Genomic DNA, 19,476 nt, shown 5'->3' on the forward strand with positions numbered 1-19,476 from the left:
GTCAGTGCACGCTTTCCTTCGAGCCGATGCCGAAATAGGCATTGACCACGTTGGGATTGTTGGAGAGTTCCGCGGCGGAACCCGAGAGCTCGACCGAGCCGTTCTCGATGACATAGGCCCGGTCGACGAAGGACAGCACCGAGCGCACGTTCTGCTCCACGATCAGGACCGTCACGCCCTGTTCGCGGATGCCGGCGATGGCCTGGAAAAGCTGCTTGACGATGGTGGGCGCCAGCCCCAGCGAGGGTTCGTCCAGCAACAGCATGCGCGGCGCCGACATCAACCCCCGGCCGATGGCGACCATCTGCTGTTCGCCGCCGGAAAGCGTGCCGCACAATTGGCCGCGGCGTTCCTTCAGCTTCGGGAAAAGCTGGTAGACGCGCTCCAGGTTCTCGTCGCGCCGTTGCCTGGCGCGCGGCGTGGAGACGCCGACCAGCAGGGTGTCGAGCACGGTCATCTGGGGAAACAGCTGGCGGCGTTCCGGCACGCACACCAGGCCCCGCGCCACCATCTGGCTGGGCGACAGGCCGGTCGTATCCTTGCCGTCGAAGCGGATCGTGCCGCCGGACGGCGCGATCAGCCCGGAGACGGCCCGCATGGTGGTGGTCTTGCCCGCGCCGTTGGACCCGACCAGCGACACGATCTCGCGTTCGGCGACGTGGAAGTCCAGTCCGTGCAGCACCGAGAACAGACCGTAGCCGGCGCGCAGGCCGGAAACTTCAAGCAGGCTAGGCATTGCTGACTCCCATGTAGGCAACCTGGACCGCTTCCGACTGGATCACGTCCCTGGCCGTGCCTTCGGCGATCTTGCGTCCGGAATCCATGCACAGTACGTGCTGCCCCAGGCGCTGGACGATCGCCAGCGAATGTTCCACCAGCAGCACGCCCACGCCGCGCTGGTGGATTTTCTCGATCATGGCGGCCACTTCGTGCTGCTCGGGCAGGTTCAAGCCGGCCATGACTTCGTCGAGCAGCAGGTAGGAGGGCTGGGTGGCGAGCGCCTTGGCGACCTCCAGCCGCTTGAGGCCCGGCAAGGTCAGGTATGACGCCAGGAAGTCGCGCTTCCTGTGCAGGCCGACTTCGTCGATGATGTGCAGGGCGCGCTCGCGCGCTTCCTCGTACCTGGAGCAGCGGGCGTAGGCGCCCACCATGACATTGTCGAGCACCGTCATGTCGCGAAACGGCCTGACGATCTGGAACGTGCGCGCGATACCGGCCAGCGCGACCTGGTCCGGGCGCATGGACGACACGTCGAGGCCGTTGAACCTGACCTGCCCGAGCGTGGGCCGCAGAAAGCCCGACAGCACGCTGAAAAGCGTCGTCTTGCCAGCGCCGTTGGGGCCGATGATGCACAGTATCCGGTTGGTATCGGTGTCGAAGGATATGCTGTCGACCGCCACCAGCCCGCCAAACCGGACACTGACGTTTTCCACGTTCAGCATGTCAGGACGCCTCCGGGGTTGCGCTGGCGGGAAGGCGCGTGGCCTTGCGGTCGACGCGCCGATGCAGCAGCTGGCCGACGATGCCGCGCGGGAACACCAGCAGGATCACGACGAAGAACAGGCCGTAGATCATTTGCGCCAGCGCCGACACGGAGGTCGTGCCGAACGCGCTGCCGACCGTGATCAGCGTCTCCTGGACGATGACCATCACGACGCCGCCCAGGAACGGCCCCAGGGCGGTGCCCCGTCCTCCCAGCACCGCGCCCATGACCATGAACAGGGTGATGGACAGCGACAGGTCGTAGCCGGGTTCGACGTATCTGACCAGGCCCGCGTAGATGACGCCGCCGACGCAGGTCAGCGCGGCGCTGAGGACGAACGCCAGCCGCTTGATCGCGGCGACATCCACCCCCAATGCCTGCGCCCCTTCTTCCTGCTCGCGCAGGGCCACGAGGTCGTAACCCAGCTTGCAGCGCTCCAGCGCCAGGCTGCCCAGCGCCAGGGCAATGGATATGCCCAGGAAGATGTAGAAAAAGGGCAGGTCGGAGCCGAAGCTGAAGTTCAGGGCGCCCTGCATGCCCGGGATCTGCAGGCCTTGCGAGCGTCCCAGCACATCGCTGTTGATGACCAGGATGCGGGCGATCTCCGCCAGCAACAGGGTGCCGACGGCGAAGTAGATGCCGCGCAGCGCATAGCGAAAGCATATGGTGGCGATGATCCAGGCCAGCCCGACGGAGACCAGAATGGCCAGGGGAAACGCGGCGACCAGCGGAACGTCCGGCATGCGGGCAAGCAGGGCGACCGAATAGGAACCGATGGCGAAGAAGAGCGCATGGCCCAGCGACATCTGGCCCGCATAGCCGCCGATCAGGTTCCAGCTGGCGGCCAGGTAGCCGCACATCAGGCCCATGGTCATGACCCGGGTGTAGTAAGGATTCATCCACGGGGCGGCGACCGCCGCCGCGACGACCACCAGGGCGGCGATGCACCAGAGCGTCGTTCCCTGCTGCCGGAATGAGTCTGTCAATTTAGAGAACATACATTTTCCTGCGTGCTCAACGTTTGACCGCACTGATCAGCCCCGTCGGGTGGACCAGGAAGATGAGGAAAACCAGCGCATAGACGATGGCGAGCGCGAGATCGCCATGGCCGGTGACCTGCGAGACGGCGATGATGACGCCCACGATCAATCCGCCCAGGATGCTGCCGCTCATGCTGCCCATCCCGCCGAGCACCGACACCACCACCGCGGCCAGCGAGTACTCGAAGGCCCGTTCCGGGAAGATGGGCGCCATGGTGGCCAGGGCGGTGCCGCTGACCGCCGCGCAGGCGGCCGCGATGCCCAGCGCTACCGCCGAAAGGTGCTCGACGTTCAGGCCGGCCACCCGCGCGCCGACGGGGTTCTGGGCGCACGCATGCAGCTTGCGTCCCAGATCGGTGCGGGTCAGCATCAGATGCAGCAACACCAGCACCAGCAGCGAGACGGCGGCGGCGGCGAGCCGGGTGTATTGCAGGATGACCGGACCGATGATCAGGGAATGCTGCAGGCTTTCCTCGGTCAGCGAGCGGGCGTCCGTGGAATAGACGAACTGGGCCAGGTACTGGAAGGCGATCAGCAGTCCGATGGAGAACAGGATCTGGCTGTCTTCAGGGGTCTGGAGCGAGCGGATGATCAGCCAGCGATGCAGGAAGTAGCCGATGGCGAAAGCCACCGGCACGATCAGCAGCAGGCCGAGATAGGGATTGATGCCGGTAGCCTCCCACAGCACGTAGGCCGCGTACATCGACCAAAGCACTACGGCGCCGTGCTGGAAGTTCACGACGCGGGACACCCCGAGGGCAAGGTTGAAGCCGGTGGACAGGAGGGCCAGTATCAGCCCTCCCAGCACGCCGCTGACGATACCCACCAATAACAGAGTCAGGAACATCATGGAGATCGGGCGTAAAAGGATTGTCAGGTGCGCTTGGACCAGGGCGGCATCGGCCATACCGGCTTGGTCGTGGCGATGTCGGCCGGGTAGACGATGCGCTGTTGTCCGTCGAGCAGCTGCATCACCAGGCCCTTGGCCCGGACGTTGTCGCCCGCCTGGTCGAACTTGACGCCATCGCGCAGCACGAACGGATTTCCGCCCGCCTGGAGGTCGGTGGCGCGCAGGGCTTCGGTCAGCGCTTCGCGGCTGAGATCCGGGGCGCGCTCCAGCGCGTCGTACAGCGCGCCCACGCATGTCACCGCGAGCGAGGCCTGATCGTCCAGGTCGCGGCGGTACTTGGCCTTGTAGGCGTTGGCGTAGTTGGCCAGCAGGGGGTTGTTGGCGACCAGCTCGGGAACGAACCCCACCGCATCGGTGACGAACGCGGCGTCCTTCTTCAGGTTCTCGACATACTCGGGCGTGTACGGCGCCCCTGCGATGTGCACCGACGCCATGAGGTCGTAATTGAGCGTCTTCATGGCCCGCATGATCTGTATGCCGTCAGGCGCGAAGAGGGCGTGGAAGATGAGATCCACGCCGGACAGTTTCAGCCGCTGCAGGACGGGCAGGAAATCGCTGACCTTGCCGGCCGGGAAGGAGACGTTCTCCTGGACATCCCAATCCGTCTTCTTGATGCGCGCGATGGCGCCCTGGATGGCGTCCTGGCTGAAGGTGGAGTCGTCCGCCATGGTCGCAACCTTGCGCGGCTTGGTGCCGGTGGCCTTGATCATGGCTTCGGAGAAGTCCACGGCGGTGGCCGCCAGATGGCTGGCTTTCGCGCCGATGCGGAAGAAATACTTCATCCCGCGCTGGGTCAGCGAATCGCCGAGATCGGTGCTGACCATGGGGGTACGGGATTTTTCCGCCACGGCGCTGCCGACCATGGTCGCGCCGCTGGTGACGTTGCCGATGACCGCCAGCACGTTGTTGACCTGGATCACCCGCTCGGTCTGCGTGCCGGCCATCTGCGGATTGCTTTGATGGTCGACGGAAATCAGGTCGATCTGCGCGCCGCCTTTCGATTTGATGCCGCCCGAGGCGTTGATCTGCTCCACGGCGAGCCGCACGGCATCGTTGACCGGGATGCCCCAGGGGCCGGCGCGGCCGGTCAGGCCGGCCACGACGGCTATCGGAATGCGCTTGGGCTGCGCCCGCACGATGGCGGGGAAGGCCATGGCAGCGGCCAGTCCGCCTGTGCCCAGCGTCAGGCGCCGGCGTGTCTGGTTCACTTGCGCGTCGACCGGCCGGTGGCCGTCGGGGGATTTGTCTCTCATCCTGAGCTCTCTCTCGTGGTTTCTTGGAATGTTATCGAATGACCATTCATTCATTATTGGGCCGCGCCGAAAGCCTGTCAATTGGCAATCCTGGGGAAACAGCTAGTGGAAATCCCGAACGGAAGGCGTCGGATCAAGAAAATCCGGTATCAATTTGGCATTTGGATGAACATTGGTTCATAATGCGTCCGTGCCTTGGCGCGACCGGCCGTGGCCGTGGCGCCGGGCTTTCGGGTTACAGCGGCGCCTTCGAGCCGGCTGCAGGAGTTCCATATCAAAATGCAAAACACCGTCGATGAGTCCTCTCTGGTGACAAGGCGCCGCGCGCAACTGGTCAAGGCAGCAATCAAGCTCTTCTCCCGGATGGGGTATCACGCGGCCACGGTCAAGGACATCGCCGACGAAGCCGGCGTCAGCGCCGGGCTGATGTACCAGTACGTATCGGATAAGCAGGACCTGCTGTTCCTGGCGTTGCAGCACATCGTCCAGCGCAACAAGGAAGAAATGCCCTTGGCGCTGAAGGGGGTCGAAGACCCGATCGCCCGCCTGTACCGGGCCATCGACGCCTATACGCGCGTGATCGCGGCGAACCAGCAGGCGGTGCTGCTGACCTATCGCGAAACGAAGTCGCTCAAGCCCGAGTACATCGAGCAGATGAAAGAGCTCGAGCTGGAAACCAACCAGCTGATCACCGAGTGCGTCACCGACTGCATCCGCGCGGGCTACCTGGCCCAGACCCATGAAGAGCTGCTGGTCTACCGCATCATTGTCGCGGCCCATGCGTGGCCGCTGAAGCACTGGCGCCTGCGCCACATCGTCACGCTCGACGAGTACCTGGAGCAGGCCATCCACGCGCCCTGGATGGGCCTGCTGCTGCCGCGCGGCACCAGCCGGTACGAGGAATTGCGCCGCGCCGGCGAGCTGTGCCCCACCCGTATCGCAAGCGAGCCCGAAGTCGAGGATGCCGATCAGGCCCCCGCGCCGAAGGCGAAAAAGCGCGCCCGGCGCAGCCGCGCCGCCTGAGACTGGCGCGGGCGGGCGCGGTGCGCGCCCTGCCGCCTATGCCTGTTCGGGCACGAAGTAGAAATCGGCGATGGTGCGGATTTTCGAAAGGTAGCGCGCTTCGACGCGCGTGCCCGGCGGCGCCCCGTTCTCGCCCACCACCATGAACGCCTTGATGCATGTGTCGGCGCCGTCGGGCCGCACCAGCGCCGTGGCAATCACGGCGTCCAGGTGCGCCAGGTGCGCCGGCGCTTGCGGCAGCACGATCGTGGTGATGACTTCGCCCTTGCCGCTCAACGGATATTCGCTGGCGGGGGCGTAGCATTTGGAGCAGATCGGGCGCAACGGCAGCCACACGAAGCCGCAGCCGGAACAGCGGCTGGCGATCAGCGTCTTGTTCTGCAGTCCGTGGAAATAGGCGGATTGCCCGCCGTAACTGAGGCGGTACCGGTAGACGTCCTCGAGCTCGACTTCGAAAATGTCCGTCTCGTTCATGATTTCCCCAATACGATGGTGCAGCTCTGCGAAATCCCGGGTCCGCCGATCGCCGAAAAGATCGCCCGCCCCTGGTTGATCGGTACTTGCGTGCCGCCCGCGCGGCCGCGCAGCTGCTGCACGATTTCGCCCACGCGGGAGATGCCCGAGCAGCCGGCCGCGTGGCCGCAGCCGATCATGCCGCCGGAGGGGTTGACCGGCATGGGGCCGCCACGCTCGGTGAAGCCCTCGTCGATCAGCCGGCCTCCTTGCCCCGGTTCGCACAGGCCCAGCTCGGCATAGCTCATGAGCTCGACCCCGCTGAGCAAATCGTGGGTTTCGATGAAATCGAGCTGCCTGAGGGGATCGCTGATGCCCGCCATGGAATAGGCGCGCTGCGCCGATTGCTGCTGGCAGGGCAGCCGTCCCAGGTGGTCGAAGTCGGGCATGTAGCTGCGCAGGTTGGACGCGCCGGCGCCCTCGATCCAGATCGGATCGTCGCAGATCTCGCGCGCCCGGTCCTCGGAGGCCAGGATCAGCGCCGCCGCGCCCTCGCTGTACAGGCAGCAGTCGAACATCTTGATGGGGCCGGCGATGCGCCGGGAGTTCATGACCTCGTCGACGGTCAGTTCCATGCCGCTTTGCGCCAGCGGGTTGGCCAGCGCGTTGCGGTGGTTCTTGACGGAAACCTTGGCCATCTGCGCTTCGGTGGGCGCGCCGTACCGGTCGATATGCGCCTGCACGGCGAAGCCGAAGTTGGCTGCCGCCAGCGGTTCGACCGGGACTTCCCAGTTGGTGTCCAGGTCCAGCATGATGGCCTTCAGGAACGCCGAGGACCGCTTGTTCTGTTCCGGGTCCCAGAGATCCATGCCCTTGCCGGAGCCTACGACCAGCGTCACATCCGACATGCCGGACATGATCTCGATCATTCCCTGCCGCACCGACATGGCGCCGGTGACCGCGCCGGCGCTGACGTGCACCGACGACTTGCCCGCCATGCCGATGTAGTCCTGCATGGTGGTGCTCGGGCAGCATTGCCGTACCCAGGCCACCATCAGGTCGGACAGCCCCCAGACGACGTGATCCACGTCGCCGGGCGACAGGCGCGCATCCTCGAGCGCCGCCTTGGTCACGTCCAGGGCCAGTTCATAATATGTCTTGTCGGCGTATCGAACCCGCCATGGAATCAGGCCTACGCCCACGATGCCTACTTTCAATTCGAAGCTCCTTTTCGTCCCTTGCTCGTTGTCCCGCCGCTCAGTGCTCGGCCAGCAAGCGGCCATAGCCCGGTATCCGGTCTGCGCGGCCCGCGCTGCGCAACAGTTTCCAGAGCGTGGCGGTGGTGGAGGTGATGACCGGGCGGCCCAGCTGCTGTTCCAGCAGGCCGACGACTTCCTGGGCGTGCATGTTCAGGCAGCTGATCAGCAACGCGTCGGCGTCGGGGTGCCAGGCGCGCTGCGCCAGCTCGTACATCTGGCGCGCGTCCGGCGCCGCCAGCGCGAACGATTCGGCGATGTTCAGGTTGGCGGCGTTCAACACCTGGAAGCCCGCTTCCTCGAAGAATGCCTTTTCGGCATGATCGATCGCGTCGGTATACGGAGAGGCGATGGCGATCTTGCGCGCGTTGCATGCCTGCAATGCCTCGATGATCGCCCCGACGGCCGTGAAGCACGGCTTGCCGGTCGCTTCCTCGAGCGATTGCCGCAGGCGCCGGTCGTAATCCAGCCCCTGGACGATGCTGGAAGCCGTGCAGCAGTAGGCAATCGCGTCCGGACGGCAGCTGGCGATGCGCCGCGCCGCGTCGAGCCCTTCCTCGTGGTCCATGCGCCGCAGCGCTTCGGCCGTGACTTCGCTGGCCAGCAGCATGCGGGTCGCGTGCACGCGGACGTCGGCCGCGACGGCCTGGCCGAACCAGGGCTCGACCACGGTATTGACGCTGGGCAGGATCACTCCAAGCCGCGTGCGCGCCGCCTCGGGCGCGCGCAGCAGCCCGGGGAAGCTGCGCAGCGCCGCGTCGTAGGGCATCAATGTGTGGGCCGGCGTGTTCATGGCGGTCAGCACATGGTCAGGCCGCCGCTGACGCTGATGGCCTGCCCGGTTATGAACGATGCCTCGTCCGAAACCAGGAAGACCGCCGCGGCGGCCACCTCTTGCGGCCGGGCGGTACGGCGCAGGGGAATGGCCCGCACCATGGCGTTGCCGATCTTGCCCCCGAATTCGTCGTTCTTCACCAGGTCGTCCCACAACCCGGTGTCGGTCGGACCCGGGCAAACGACGTTGGCCAGCACGTTGTGCCGGGCATACTCGCGCGCGATCGATTTGGCGAACGCGATGGCCCCGCCGCGGCAGGCGGCCGAGACCGATTCGCCGCTGGTGCCCACCTTGCCCGAATCGGAGCCGATGATCACGATGCGGCCGCCGCCGTTGCGGATCAGTTCCGGCAGTACCGCGCGCACGGAGTCGATCACGCTGCGCAGCTCCACCGCGATGGTCAGGTCGACAGTGTCTTCCGAGGTCTCGAGAAAGGGCAGGATGCGCAGCGCCGTGCCCACCGTGCTCATGAATGCGTCGATCTTGCCGTAGCGCTCGACGGTGGCCGAGACGATGGCCGCGACGTCCTGGCGCCGCGTCAGGTCGCCCTTGACCAGCAGCACACGTTCGTCGCCGTACTGCGCGGCGATCTTGTTCAGCTCGTCGGCGCTGGAACGATAGTGCAAGGCGACGCGGGCGCCGCGTTCCAGCATCATCCTGGCGGCGGCCAGCCCGATCCCGCCCGAGGCCCCGCCCAACAGCACCACTTTATCGTTGAAGTCCTGCGACATGGTCTTGCTCCTTTTGGTTTGCTATTCCGTGCACCGGCACGCTGTGCCCATATGTGTTGCGCCTACATCCGTTTGGCCACTTCCTCGAGCATGATCTCGGTAGCGCCGCCGCCGATGGCGTGCACCCTGGCGTCGCGGTACATGCGCTCGACCGCGGTGCCCTGCATGTAGCCCGTCGCGCCGTGAAACTGCACGCAGTCGTCCATGACTTCGTTGACCAGTTCCCCGCACAGGGCCTTGATCATCGAGACTTCCTTGACGCACTCCACGCCGCGCGCATCCAGGGCGGCGACGCTGTAGACGAAGTGGCGGGCGCTTTCGACCCGCGCCGCCAGCATGGCCAGGCGGTGCCTGATGGCCTGTTTGTCCCACAGGGTGGCGCCGAAGGCCTTGCGCAGCCTGGTGTAGTCCAGCGTCTGGGCGATCGCGGCCTGGGACCCCCCCAGGGCCTGCGCCGCCAGGACCAGGCGTTCGTTCTGGACGTTCCTCATCAGCGCGGCGAAACCGCGGTTCGGTTTGCCCAGCAAGGCGCCAGCGTGCACGCGGCAGCCATCGAAAGACAATTGCGCCGTGTCGGAGCTTTTCCAGCCCATCTTGTCCAGGCGGCGCTCCACGCGCAGTCCGGGCGTCCCCTTGTCGACCAGGAACAGCGAGACGCCCTGCGAGGGGCGGGCCGACGCATCGGTGCGCGCGGCCACCACGTAAAGGTCGGCATGCACGCCGTTGGTGATGAAGGTCTTGGCGCCGTCCAGGACCCACTCGTCGCCGTCGCGCACGGCGCGCGTGCGCAGCGTGGCGATATCCGAGCCCACGTCGGGCTCGGTCATGGCGATAGCGACCAGGCATTCGCCGCGGACGATGGCGGGCAGATAGCGCGCCTTCTGCTGCGGCGTGCCGACCGCGGCGATGGGCGGCGAAGCTGTATCGGTCTGGGTGAGGATGGTGATGGCGAAGCCGCCGAAGGTGCTGCGGCCCAGTTCCTCGGCGAACACGACCGAGGCGACGGTATCGGCGTCGGCGCCGCCGTAGCTTTCCGGAAAGCGCATGCCGAGCATGCCGAGCTCGCCCATGCGGCGGATCACCGGGCGGGGCGTATGGCCATCGTGCTCCCACGCCTGCGCATGGGGGATGACTTCGCGCTCGACGAAGCGCCACACCTGCGAGCGCAGCAGTTCGTGCTCTTCCTTCAGGCCGGGCAGGTTCGAGGTTTCAATGGACATGGCGTGGTTCCTCAGCGGGCGATCTGCCCGCCGTCGACCACGAAACTCTGGCCGGTCGTCCATTGCGCCTCGTCCGAGGCCAGGTAGACGGCGATCGGACCGATATCGGCGGGCTGGCCGAAGCGGCGCAAGGGAATCTGTTTCAGCCCGGCCGCGCGCACCTGTGCGTCCTGCATGTACGGCGCGGTCAGGTCGGTCTCGATCCAGCCCGGGCAGATCGCGTTGACGCGCACCTTGTGGCGGGCCCATTCCATCGCCAGGCTTTTCGTCAGTTGCAGCAAGCCGCCCTTGGTGAGGCAATAGAAGCTGTTGTCGGGCGCGCCCACATGGCTGTAGATGGACGACATGGTGATGATGCTGCCCTGCTTGCGCTCGGTCATGTGCCGGCCGACGGCCTGCAGCGTGTGCATCGCGCCGACCAGGTTCACGCCGATCATGTGGTCCCATTGCTGCGGGGTCCAGTCCAGGAAGGGGCGCAGCACATTGACGCCGGCGTTGACGACCAGCACGTCCAGGTGGCCGAAACGCTCGATGGCCTGGGCCGTGGCGCGCCGCACCGATTCGGCCTCGGTAATGTCGAAGGCGTCGATGGTGGACTGGACGCCGTATTCGTCGATCCGTACGCGCGTCTGTTCCAGTTCCGCCTGGTCGCGTCCCCACAGCACGACGTTCGCGCCCGCCTGCGCCAGGCACAGCGCGACATTCTGGCCGATGCCACGGCTTGCCCCGGTGACGAGGGCGGTCTTTCCGCTCAAATCGAACAAAACAATCTCCGCAGGATTCAGGTTCCGGACCGCGGCGTTTGCAGGCGGTCCCATGTGTTGGTGGTAAAAGGCTGGGCGCGCAGGACGTGTTTCATCACCTTGTTGGTGGGCGTCTTGGGCAGGGCGTCGACGAACTCGACATAGCGCGGGACCGCGAACCGGGGCAGCCGCGCGAGCGCATGCTCGACCAGGGCCTGGGGCTCCAGTTGCGCGCCGTCGCGCACGACCACGACGATCTTCACGTCGTCGCCGCCGAGTTCGCACGGCACCGCGATCGCCGCCACCTCGAGCACGGCGGCGTCCTCGCTGATCGCGCGCTCGACCTCGAAAGCGGATACGTTCTCGCCCCGCACGCGGATCGCGTCCTTGATGCGGCCGGTAAAGTAGAGATCGCCATCGGCGTCCAGCTTGCCGGAGTCGCCCGTGTGGAACCACAGGTCTTTCCACGCGGCGACGGTCGCCGCCGGATCGCCGTCGTAGCCGGCCATCAGGGCGCCGGGCTCGGCGGCCCGCACCAGGATCTCGCCCACGCTGTCGGCGGGCAGGGCCTGGCCGTGCTCGTCGGCGATGCGTATCTCGAACCCGGGCGCGGCGCGTCCCGCGCTGCCGGCCTTGGCCGATCCGTGCGGCACGTAGCAGGGCACGTTCGCCTCGGTGGATCCATAGCCCGAACGCAGGTCGACGCCGAAGCGCTCGCGAAACGCCACCAGGTCGTCCGCCGCCCCGCCGATGCCCCAGCCGACCCGCAGGGTCGAGCCCTTGCTGTCTTCCCGCGTGGTCGACTTCAAGAGGATGTGCAGGATCTCGCCGATGTAGTAGAAGGCGGTGCAACCGTGCTCCCGCACCTCGGGCCAGAAGCGCGATGTGCTGAAACGCTCGGTCAGCACCATGCGGGCGCCGACCAGCATGACGGGGATGGTCAGCATCGCCTGCGCGGTGTTGTGAAAGAGCGGGAAGTAGTTGTAGTAGACGTCGTCCGGGCCGAGATGCATGTCCGCGGCCATCATCCGGCCCAGGATGTACTGCTGCGCGTGCGTCAGCAGCACCCCCTTGGACGGGCCGGTCGTGCCGGAGGTGTTCATGACCGCGCCGATGTCCGCGCCGCTGACATCGGCGCAGCCCGGCACCGGCGCGTCGGAGGCGGCCGCGACCAGCTCGGCGTAATCGAACCCGCGGGCGGCGGACACTTGCGCGGGGGCCGCGTCCAGCAACAGCAGCGCCGGGCGGCTTTCCAGGCCTTCGAGCGCCGCTTCCAGCTCGGGCAACAGGGCGGCCTGGACCACCACGGCGTCGATGCCCGAGCGCTTGAAGGTATGGGCGATCTGCGGGGCGCGGTAATCGGTATTGATCGGCACCTGTATGGCGCCGAGCCGGGACAGGCCGAACCACAGATCCAGGTACTCGAGGCGGTTGTGCAGGTCGATGGCGACGCGATCGCCTGGCTTGACGCCGGCGGCGGCCAGCGCGTGGGCGGCCCGGTTGGCGCGCCGGTCGGCTTCCGCATAGGTAAGCCACTGGCCGTTGAAATAGACAAAAGGCCGATCCGGCGCGGCCTCGGCCTGCCTGGCGAGCACTTTCGCCGCGACGCGCTCGCCAAGCGGTAGCGGATCTTCCGAGGGGGCGGCCAAGCCAGCGCCCAGCGGAAATCCGAATTGCAGCGGATTTTTTGAATGATCAGTCATTCGATAATTTTCCAGAGCCATGTTTGAACCAATGCGAGTTTCGATGTGTCCGTCGGGGCCGCGCGCCGCGGTCAGTCGTCCAGCACTTTCCCCAGCACGGGATTGGGCGCGTATGCCCAGTATCGAGCGTACTCGTTTGCCACCACGATGCAACGGCCGTTTTCCCCCTCCAGGGCGGGACCGCGCAGGGCGCCCAGGCTGCCCTTGCCCTCGATGAGCGCGACATGGCCGGGCGGCTCGCCGGCGCCGGATTGGTAGCGGATGACCCGCAGCTGGCTGACCTGGGCGTGGGGTTCGTAAGTGGCGCGCAGTTCGTCGACCAGTCTGGCGGCCGCGGCCTGCGGGACGCCGCGGTAGTGCAGCAGAAGCAGGCGCGGCGCCTCGCAGGCGCGCGCCTGGCCGGGGTAGACCTGCTCGCCGGTGACGCGCCACAGGCCCTTGGCCTTGCGCAGTATCCGCTGGGACCAGGGGCTGAAGCGCTCGCCCGCCATGTTGCGGTAGGACTCGCCTTCCAGCACGGCGGGCGAACTCAGGTCATAGGCCGCCATATAGCGCGGAAATCCGTCCAGGCACACGTATCGCCGGGCCGTCTCGAATCCGTCGACGGCCGCGCGCTCGGGAAGATGTTCGGTGTCGTACCACTCGTTGAACTCTTCCTCCATGGCCGATGGCGGTTCCATGGTCACCATCAGAAAGCCCTTGCTGTTCATAGTCGGTTGCGACTCCCCCGCCGTTATCCGCAGGCTTGAAATTGACATCGAATGAATGTTCATTTAGCTTACGTGACACCCTTTTGCCCGTCAACAGGATATTTCCCTAGAACCACGATCAAGGCTGATATGAACTACGACGACTTCAAGCACATCGACTTCGACCGCCGCCCGGATGGCGTGCTGCTGGCCACGTTGAATCGCCCCGAAGTAATGAACGCCACCAACGCGCGCCTGCACTGGGAGCTGAGCAAGCTGTGGAACGTGATCAATGACGACGCCAGCGTGAAGGTGGTGGTGGTCACCGGCGCCGGCGACCGGGCCTTTTCGGCCGGCGGCGACCTGGAATGGATCGAAGGCATGATCGGCGATCCGGAGGTGGTCACGGCCGTCATGAAGGAAGTGGCGGACATCGTCTACAACATGCTCGCTTGCGAGAAGCCGATCATTTCGGCCATCAACGGCACGGCGGTCGGCGCCGGACTGGCGGTCGCGCTGCTGGCCGACGTCAGCGTCATCGCCGAGGACGCCACGTTCACCGATGGCCACGCCCGCATCGGCGTGGCCGCCGGCGATCATGCCGCCATTGTCTGGCCCTTGCTGTGCGGCATGGCCAAGGCCAAGTACTACCTGATGACCGCGGACTTCATCAATGGCAGGGAGGCGGAGCGGCTGGGCCTGGTCACCTTCGCCGTGGCCCGCGACGAACTCATGGAGCGCGCCATGGCCATCGCCGCCAAACTCGCGCGGGGCAGCCAGACCGCCATCCGCGGCACCAAGAAAGCGCTGAACAACTGGATGCACATGGCCGGTCCGATCTTCGATGCGTCGCTCGGCATCGAGATGCTCGGATTCCTCGGCGCGGACGCCCGGGAGGGCCTGGACGCGGTACGCAACAAGCGGGCTCCCGATTTTCCATCCGCCCGGCTGCCTTGAGCCACGGCGCGGCCCTTCGTTGCCATCGCCCGCGGGCAGGATGGCTGGGGGGCACACAAATTGAATGACTAGTCATTCAATTTCATGATAAATTCGCTGCGCCTGGAAGGCCGGCGCCGGATGCGGCCGGCCGCGACCCGGCGCCAACAAACGATGGTCTGTGAAAGATCCACGAGGAGACGTTGAGATGGGGAGTTCGATTTTCCGGCGGGCCGTGCCTGTGCTGGCCATGCTGGCTTTTTCCGCGTTCTGCGCCCATGTCGGCGCCGCGCCGTTTCCGAACAAGGACCGGCCGGTGCGGCTGATCGTGCCCTTCACGGCGGGCAGCTCCTTCGACGCGGGCGCGCGCGCCTACGCGCAGGCGCTGTCCGAGGATCTGGGGGCGAACGTGGTGGTGGAAAACCGGCCGGGCGCCGATGGCGTCATCGGGGTTTCGGCGGCGAAAACCGCCGCGCCCGACGGATACACCATTCTGTTCACGTCCCTGTCGACGCAGGTGGTGAACCCGCACATCTTCAAGAAGCTGGCCTACGATCCGATCAACGACTTCATTCCCCTGATCGGGACCATGAAAACGACCCTGGTCATGGCGGTGGGGCCGTCGTTCCCGCAGGGCACGGCGGCCGATTTTCTCGAGGCGGCCCGCAAGAACCCCGGCAAGCATACCTATGCCAGCTACACCGCCACCACCAAAATGGCCGGCCAGATGGTGGCCAAGGCGGCTGGCGTGGACTACCTGAATATCCCGTACAAGTCGCTCAATGACGCCATGTCGAACATGCTGGGCGGGCTGGTCGACATGATCGCGGCGGACATGCCGTCGATCCAGCCGTTCTTCTCGAAGGGCGTGCGGCCGCTCGCCGTGCTCGCGCCCGCGCGGCTGAGCGCCTACCCCGACATCCCCACGTTGGCGGAATACGGCCTGGCCGATGTCGATATCGCGGGCTGGTTTGCGGCCTATGTTCCCAAGGGTACGCCGGCCGACGTGACGCAGATCCTCACGGATTCGCTGCGCAAGGCGGCCAAGAGCAAGTATGTGCGCGATTTTGTCACCACCTTCGGGATAGAAACCTTCCCCCTCGAAGGAGAGGCGCTGTCGACCTATCAGAAGGCCGAGCTGGAAAAATGGGGCAAGGCGGTGAGGGACGCCGGACTTTACGGCACGCTCTGACCATGCAAGGCGATCCCATGGCCGGCTGCATCGAAGAGATCCGCGGCCGGATGGCAATCCAGGACGTGATCCTGAAATACGCCCGCGCCATCGACCGCAAGGACTGGAGCGCGGTGCGGGCCGCCTTCCATGAAGGCGCCACCGACGATCATGGCGAATACCGGGGCGGCATCGACGGGATGATCGAATGGATTGCACGGCGCCATGCGGCCATCCATCAGTCGATGCATTTCATCGGCAATTTGCTCGTCGAATGGCTGCCCGGCCGCAGGGCCCTGGTGGAAACCTATTACCAGGCCCACTTCACGCTGGACGGCGACGCGCGCGAGGCCAGGGCGCTGTGGCTGGATGGCCAGGCCGGCGGCGGCGCCAACCTGATCGTGCTGGGCAGGTACATCGATGTGTTCGCGGCCAGGCCGGACTGGCGCGTCGCCGAACGAACCAATGTCTATGAGTCGGTGCTTGCGCCGCAGCAGCCGCCATCGGGGCGCAATCCCGCCAATCATTGGTCCACCCGCGACCGGCACGACATGTACTTCAAGATACGCCGGGACCTGCTTCCGGACGCGCCATAGGCGCACGCAAGGCCTGCATGGCCGCCCGGCGCCAGGATATGCTGGGGCAGGGCCGCAGTCCGTCATTGGCAGAGGAATGCATGACCACGGAAGACAAGGTAGACCTTTTGGTAATCGGCTCGGGCGCGGCCGGATTGAGCGCCGCCATCACCGCGCGCAAGCTGGGGCTCGATGTGCTGGTGGTGGAGAAAACCCCGGTGCTTGGCGGTACCACCGCCGTATCGGGCGGCTGGGCCTGGATTCCCTGCAGCCCGGTCGCGCGCCGCGCCGGCGTGGAGGACTCCACGGAGCAGGCCGCGACGTATCTCAAGCACGAGCTGGGCGAGGCCTACTCCGCGCCTCACGTCGAGGCCTACCTGAAGCACGGCCCCGAGATGGTTGCCTTCCTGGAGGATGCCACCGAGGTCAGGTTTCTCGCGTCGCCGACGTTTCCCGACTACCACTCCGAAGCCCCGGGCGCCGCCATGGGGCGCTCCATCGTCGCGCAACCCTATGACGCGCGCCTGCTGGGCAAGCATATCAAGTTGCTGCGCCGGCCCTTGCGGCAAACCACGCTGTTCGGGCTGAACATCGGGTCCGGCACCGAGCTGGGCCATTTCTTCAACGCCACGCGGTCCGTCAAGTCCGCGTATATCGTCTCGAAACGCCTCGCGGCCCATTGCCGCGACCTGCTGCTGTATCGGCGCGGAACCCGGCTTGCCAACGGCAATGCGCTGGCGGCCAGGCTGATAAACAGCGCCATGGACGCCGGCGTCAGGTTCAGCGTCTCGACCCAGGTGGAGAGGCTGGAGCGCGAGGGCGGGCGGGTCACGGGGGCATGGGTCAGCATCGACGGCAAGCCCGCGCGACGAATCCGGGCCGATCGCGGCGTGGTGCTTGCATGCGGGGGATTCTCCAACGACGCCGCGCTCAAGCAGGAACTCTTCAGGCACGTGGCAGCGGGGCGCCCGCATGCTTCGCCGGTTATCGCAAGCAACGTGGGCGACGGCCTGCGGCTGGGCATGTCGGCCGGCGGCGTGGTGCGCAACCAGCTGCCGGACAATGCCGCCTGGATGCCGGTCTCCCTGGTCCCCATGCCTGGGCGCGAGACGGCGGCCTTCCCGCATGTGATCGACCGAGCCAAACCGGGAATGATCGCCGTGCTGCGCAATGGAAAGAGATTCGTCAACGAATCCCACTCGTACCATGACTTCGGCCGTGCGTACATCAAGTCGGGCAGCGACGGCGACATCTTCCTGATCTGCGACCGCCGCGCGCTCAGGCGCTATGGGCTGGGCTTCGTCAAGCCTTTCCCGTTTCCCGTCGGCAAGCACGTGAAGTCGGGCTACCTGATCAGGGGCGAGTCGATCGCGGACCTGGCCGGAAAGGCGGGAATCGACGCCGCGAACCTGGCCGAGACGCTGGCGAGATTCAACGCGGGAGCGCCGAGCGGCATCGACCCGGAGTACGGCAAGGGCAGCACCCGGTACAACCGCTTCCAGGGCGACGGCGGCCACGCCGGCAACCCGTGCGTGGCCGAGATACGCAGCGCGCCGTTCTATGCGGTCAGGCTGCTGATCGGCGACATCGGAACCTTCGCGGGACTGGCGACCGACGAACATGCCCGGGTGCTGGACGGCGACGGACGGATCGTCGCCGGGCTGTTCGCCGCCGGCAACGATATGCAAAGCATCATGGGCGGGAACTATCCCGGCGCGGGCATCAACATCGGCCCCGCGCTGACCTTCGGATATATCGCCGCCCGGGCCGCCGCCAGCTCTGACGCCGGCCGCCCAGGCTGATCCAGGCGGTCGCACGCTGCTGCGACCTTCCGGGCCTGCGTCGCCAGGCCTGGTCCGGCGCCTGAACAGGGGGGGCGCCGCGGCGCCCCGCGCCCGCCGCCCGATGCGGGCCTGCGACGTCCTTCACTCAGTGAAAACCCTAGTTTCGGGCGCGCGCTTTCGTCGTAAAACTAACTAACTGTTGTTAGGCAGCTAACTATCAGTTGGTAGATTGGCGGCCGACTGAACCTGATCGATACCCCCAAGTCGAGGTGGACATGACGACGCAAGTGAAGCCTATCCGTTCCTTTCTTTTCGTTCCCGGCAACAAGGAGTCCATGCTCGACAAGGCCGCGCTGGCCAAGGCCGACGCACTGATTCTCGACCTCGAAGACAGCGTGCCGCCCGCGGAGAAGCTGGCCGCGCGCGAGCTGGTGGCGCGGAAAATCCCCGCGCTGATCGCCCAGGGCCAGCGCATCTGGGTGCGCATCAACCGCAGCGCGCACATCTATGACCTGGACGACATTCTTGCCGTGGCGCAGCCCGGCGTCGAAGGCGTCGTCATCTCCAAGCCCTGGGGGCCGGAAGATGTGTACATGGCCTCGAGCATGATCGCCGAGGCGGAAACGCGCGCCAATCTGCCGCTGGGCTCCATCGGTCTGATCCCCCTGCTGGAAACGGCGCGCTCGATGCAGCTGTGCTACGAGATCGCGCAAATGCCGCGCGTGGTCGGCATCGTCGGCGCCACGGCCAAGAACGCCGACATGGGGCGCGTCCTGAAGTTCGTCTGGACGCCGGAAGGCCGCGAAACCGAGTACCTGAAATCGCGCGTGGTCATGGCCGCGCGCGCCGCGGGCAAGCAGGCCATCGGCGGCATCTGGCAACAGATCAAGGACCTGGAGGGACTGGCCCGGTCTTCCGCGTTCGACCGCCAGCTCGGCATGTCCGGCGAGCTGGCCCTGCATCCGATGCAGGTGGAAACGATCAACCGCACCTATACGCCGACGGCCGAGGACGTGGCGTATTACCAAGGAATGATAGACGCGCTCGACGCCGCCCAGGCGCAAGGCCGCGCATCGGTCATGTACGACGGCGAACACATCGACATCGCCCACGTCAAGACCGCGCACGAGGTAATTGCGCTCGCGCGGGCCTTCGACGCCTGAGCACGGCAACACCCCCCATACCCAGGAGATCCGACATGGCAGGCCTGTATTTCGAAGACTTCAAAACCGGCATGGTGGTCGAGCATGCCATCCGCCGTACCGTCACCGAGACCGACAACGTGCTGTTCTCGGCCATGACCTACAACTGCGCGCCGCTGCACATCGATGCCGAGTACAGCGCGAACAGCATCTACGGCCAGCGCCTGGTCAACAGCATGTTCCTGCTGGCGCTGGTGGCCGGCATTACGGTGTACGAGACCACGCTGGGCACCACGCTGGGGAACCTGGGCTTCGGGGAGATCGCGTTTCCCAAGCCCACCTTCCACGGCGACACCATTCGCGTCGAGACCGAGATCCTTGAAACCCGATTGTCCAGGAGCCGCCAGGATTCCGGCATCGTCACCTTCAAGCACGTGGCCAGGAATCAGCGCGATGAGATTGTATGCACGGCCGTGCGCACGGGCCTGATGATGCTCAGGCCCGCCGCCTGATCGCGTCGCTACAAGGA

21 protein-coding genes are annotated in these 19,476 nt (G+C 66.1%); 8 read left to right on the forward strand and 13 right to left on the reverse strand.

Annotated features, from left to right (window positions below; genetic code table 11):
- Position 1: 1 nt before the first annotated feature.
- Genes LK409_RS00655 through LK409_RS00675 form a run of 5 tightly spaced genes read right to left on the reverse strand, consistent with a single transcriptional unit; the run spans position 2 to position 4,686 of the window.
- The gene (locus tag LK409_RS00655; protein WP_010927566.1) at positions 2–736 is read right to left on the reverse strand and encodes an ABC transporter ATP-binding protein; all 735 of its coding nucleotides are present in this window, start codon (positions 734–736) and stop codon (positions 2–4) included.
- Positions 729–1,442 (reverse strand): ABC transporter ATP-binding protein, encoded by a 714-nt coding sequence (locus tag LK409_RS00660; RefSeq protein WP_010927567.1) that lies wholly within the window; start codon positions 1,440–1,442, stop codon positions 729–731. Before LK409_RS00660 ends, LK409_RS00655 begins: the two co-directional genes overlap by 8 nt.
- A gap of 1 nt (position 1,443) precedes the next feature.
- Positions 1,444–2,469, reverse strand: coding sequence for a branched-chain amino acid ABC transporter permease (locus tag LK409_RS00665; RefSeq protein ID WP_226376480.1), 1,026 nt, complete (start codon positions 2,467–2,469; stop codon positions 1,444–1,446).
- A gap of 28 nt (positions 2,470–2,497) precedes the next feature.
- Positions 2,498–3,373 (reverse strand): branched-chain amino acid ABC transporter permease, encoded by an 876-nt coding sequence (locus tag LK409_RS00670; RefSeq protein ID WP_010927568.1) that lies wholly within the window; start codon positions 3,371–3,373, stop codon positions 2,498–2,500.
- A 23-nt stretch (positions 3,374–3,396) separates the two neighbouring features.
- Complete coding sequence (locus tag LK409_RS00675) at positions 3,397–4,686, reverse strand: ABC transporter substrate-binding protein (RefSeq protein ID WP_003807943.1); 1,290 nt, start codon at positions 4,684–4,686, stop codon at positions 3,397–3,399.
- A 38-nt stretch (positions 4,687–4,724) separates the two neighbouring features.
- On the opposite strand from LK409_RS00675, the gene LK409_RS00680 reads away from it, so the two are divergent.
- Positions 4,725–4,985, forward strand: coding sequence for a hypothetical protein (locus LK409_RS00680; protein ID WP_125327407.1), 261 nt, complete (start codon positions 4,725–4,727; stop codon positions 4,983–4,985).
- Complete coding sequence (locus tag LK409_RS00685; protein WP_003807945.1) at positions 4,966–5,709, forward strand: TetR/AcrR family transcriptional regulator; 744 nt, start codon at positions 4,966–4,968, stop codon at positions 5,707–5,709. The genes LK409_RS00680 and LK409_RS00685 overlap by 20 nt, the downstream gene beginning before the upstream one ends.
- Before the next feature lie 36 nt (positions 5,710–5,745).
- On the opposite strand, the gene LK409_RS00690 is transcribed toward LK409_RS00685, so the two are convergent.
- From LK409_RS00690 to LK409_RS00725, 8 genes are all read right to left on the reverse strand, one after another.
- Positions 5,746–6,183, reverse strand: a complete 438-nt coding sequence (locus LK409_RS00690) for a Zn-ribbon domain-containing OB-fold protein (RefSeq protein ID WP_003807947.1) — start codon at positions 6,181–6,183, stop codon at positions 5,746–5,748.
- A complete protein-coding gene (locus LK409_RS00695) occupies positions 6,180–7,379 on the reverse strand; it encodes a thiolase family protein (RefSeq protein WP_010927571.1) in 1,200 nt (399 codons plus the stop codon). The genes LK409_RS00690 and LK409_RS00695 overlap by 4 nt, the downstream gene beginning before the upstream one ends.
- Before the next feature lie 40 nt (positions 7,380–7,419).
- Positions 7,420–8,211 carry a maleate cis-trans isomerase family protein gene (locus tag LK409_RS00700; protein WP_225665571.1) on the reverse strand — a complete coding sequence of 264 codons (792 nt, stop codon included), beginning with the start codon at positions 8,209–8,211 and terminating at the stop codon, positions 7,420–7,422.
- A gap of 5 nt (positions 8,212–8,216) precedes the next feature.
- Complete coding sequence (locus tag LK409_RS00705) at positions 8,217–8,984, reverse strand: SDR family NAD(P)-dependent oxidoreductase (protein WP_003807952.1); 768 nt, start codon at positions 8,982–8,984, stop codon at positions 8,217–8,219.
- A 62-nt stretch (positions 8,985–9,046) separates the two neighbouring features.
- Positions 9,047–10,204 carry an acyl-CoA dehydrogenase family protein gene (locus LK409_RS00710; protein WP_010927572.1) on the reverse strand — a complete coding sequence of 386 codons (1,158 nt, stop codon included), beginning with the start codon at positions 10,202–10,204 and terminating at the stop codon, positions 9,047–9,049.
- An 11-nt stretch (positions 10,205–10,215) separates the two neighbouring features.
- On the reverse strand, positions 10,216–10,968 hold the full coding sequence (locus tag LK409_RS00715; RefSeq protein ID WP_010927573.1) for an SDR family NAD(P)-dependent oxidoreductase: 753 nt from the start codon (positions 10,966–10,968) through the stop codon (positions 10,216–10,218).
- Between the two features lie 17 nt (positions 10,969–10,985).
- Positions 10,986–12,650: an ATP-dependent acyl-CoA ligase gene (locus LK409_RS00720; RefSeq protein WP_226376481.1), complete on the reverse strand. Its 1,665-nt coding sequence runs from the start codon at positions 12,648–12,650 to the stop codon at positions 10,986–10,988.
- Between the two features lie 71 nt (positions 12,651–12,721).
- Positions 12,722–13,360, reverse strand: a complete 639-nt coding sequence (locus LK409_RS00725) for a DUF4286 family protein (protein WP_226376482.1) — start codon at positions 13,358–13,360, stop codon at positions 12,722–12,724.
- 129 nt (positions 13,361–13,489) lie between these two features.
- On the opposite strand from LK409_RS00725, the gene LK409_RS00730 reads away from it, so the two are divergent.
- From LK409_RS00730 to LK409_RS00755, 6 genes are all read left to right on the forward strand, one after another.
- Positions 13,490–14,296: an enoyl-CoA hydratase/isomerase family protein gene (locus LK409_RS00730; protein ID WP_003807958.1), complete on the forward strand. Its 807-nt coding sequence runs from the start codon at positions 13,490–13,492 to the stop codon at positions 14,294–14,296.
- 187 nt (positions 14,297–14,483) lie between these two features.
- Complete coding sequence (locus tag LK409_RS00735) at positions 14,484–15,467, forward strand: Bug family tripartite tricarboxylate transporter substrate binding protein (RefSeq protein ID WP_010927575.1); 984 nt, start codon at positions 14,484–14,486, stop codon at positions 15,465–15,467.
- 2 nt (positions 15,468–15,469) lie between these two features.
- A complete protein-coding gene (locus LK409_RS00740; protein ID WP_010927576.1) occupies positions 15,470–16,042 on the forward strand; it encodes a nuclear transport factor 2 family protein in 573 nt (190 codons plus the stop codon).
- A 17-nt stretch (positions 16,043–16,059) separates the two neighbouring features.
- Positions 16,060–17,823 carry an FAD-dependent oxidoreductase gene (locus LK409_RS00745; protein ID WP_010927577.1) on the forward strand — a complete coding sequence of 588 codons (1,764 nt, stop codon included), beginning with the start codon at positions 16,060–16,062 and terminating at the stop codon, positions 17,821–17,823.
- 257 nt (positions 17,824–18,080) lie between these two features.
- On the forward strand, positions 18,081–18,968 hold the full coding sequence (locus LK409_RS00750) for an HpcH/HpaI aldolase/citrate lyase family protein (RefSeq protein ID WP_010927578.1): 888 nt from the start codon (positions 18,081–18,083) through the stop codon (positions 18,966–18,968).
- 35 nt (positions 18,969–19,003) lie between these two features.
- Positions 19,004–19,459: a MaoC family dehydratase gene (locus LK409_RS00755; RefSeq protein WP_003807963.1), complete on the forward strand. Its 456-nt coding sequence runs from the start codon at positions 19,004–19,006 to the stop codon at positions 19,457–19,459.
- The last annotated feature ends 17 nt before the right edge of the window (positions 19,460–19,476 follow it).

This window comes from Bordetella parapertussis, assembly GCF_020735925.1.
In the GTDB taxonomy this organism is placed as follows: domain Bacteria; phylum Pseudomonadota; class Gammaproteobacteria; order Burkholderiales; family Burkholderiaceae_B; genus Bordetella; species Bordetella pertussis.

What these genes read in the sequence shown, in the direction of transcription:
- LK409_RS00705 (WP_003807952.1), bottom strand. Translation starts at nt 8,984, where the DNA reads ATGTCGCAGGACTTCAACGATAAAGTGGTGCTGTTGGGCGGGGCCTCG.
- LK409_RS00685 (WP_003807945.1), top strand. Translation starts at nt 4,966, where the DNA reads ATGCAAAACACCGTCGATGAGTCCTCTCTGGTGACAAGGCGCCGCGCG.
- LK409_RS00725 (WP_226376482.1), bottom strand. Translation starts at nt 13,360, where the DNA reads ATGAACAGCAAGGGCTTTCTGATGGTGACCATGGAACCGCCATCGGCC.
- LK409_RS00750 (WP_010927578.1), top strand. Translation starts at nt 18,081, where the DNA reads ATGACGACGCAAGTGAAGCCTATCCGTTCCTTTCTTTTCGTTCCCGGC.
- LK409_RS00655 (WP_010927566.1), bottom strand. Translation starts at nt 736, where the DNA reads ATGCCTAGCCTGCTTGAAGTTTCCGGCCTGCGCGCCGGCTACGGTCTG.
- LK409_RS00675 (WP_003807943.1), bottom strand. Translation starts at nt 4,686, where the DNA reads ATGAGAGACAAATCCCCCGACGGCCACCGGCCGGTCGACGCGCAAGTG.
- LK409_RS00735 (WP_010927575.1), top strand. Translation starts at nt 14,484, where the DNA reads ATGGGGAGTTCGATTTTCCGGCGGGCCGTGCCTGTGCTGGCCATGCTG.
- LK409_RS00700 (WP_225665571.1), bottom strand. Translation starts at nt 8,211, where the DNA reads ATGAACACGCCGGCCCACACATTGATGCCCTACGACGCGGCGCTGCGC.
- LK409_RS00710 (WP_010927572.1), bottom strand. Translation starts at nt 10,204, where the DNA reads ATGTCCATTGAAACCTCGAACCTGCCCGGCCTGAAGGAAGAGCACGAA.
- LK409_RS00660 (WP_010927567.1), bottom strand. Translation starts at nt 1,442, where the DNA reads ATGCTGAACGTGGAAAACGTCAGTGTCCGGTTTGGCGGGCTGGTGGCG.
- LK409_RS00745 (WP_010927577.1), top strand. Translation starts at nt 16,060, where the DNA reads ATGGCCGCCCGGCGCCAGGATATGCTGGGGCAGGGCCGCAGTCCGTCA.
- LK409_RS00680 (WP_125327407.1), top strand. Translation starts at nt 4,725, where the DNA reads ATGACCATTCATTCATTATTGGGCCGCGCCGAAAGCCTGTCAATTGGC.
- LK409_RS00690 (WP_003807947.1), bottom strand. Translation starts at nt 6,183, where the DNA reads ATGAACGAGACGGACATTTTCGAAGTCGAGCTCGAGGACGTCTACCGG.
- LK409_RS00670 (WP_010927568.1), bottom strand. Translation starts at nt 3,373, where the DNA reads ATGATGTTCCTGACTCTGTTATTGGTGGGTATCGTCAGCGGCGTGCTG.
- LK409_RS00755 (WP_003807963.1), top strand. Translation starts at nt 19,004, where the DNA reads ATGGCAGGCCTGTATTTCGAAGACTTCAAAACCGGCATGGTGGTCGAG.
- LK409_RS00720 (WP_226376481.1), bottom strand. Translation starts at nt 12,650, where the DNA reads ATGACTGATCATTCAAAAAATCCGCTGCAATTCGGATTTCCGCTGGGC.
- LK409_RS00730 (WP_003807958.1), top strand. Translation starts at nt 13,490, where the DNA reads ATGAACTACGACGACTTCAAGCACATCGACTTCGACCGCCGCCCGGAT.
- LK409_RS00740 (WP_010927576.1), top strand. Translation starts at nt 15,470, where the DNA reads ATGCAAGGCGATCCCATGGCCGGCTGCATCGAAGAGATCCGCGGCCGG.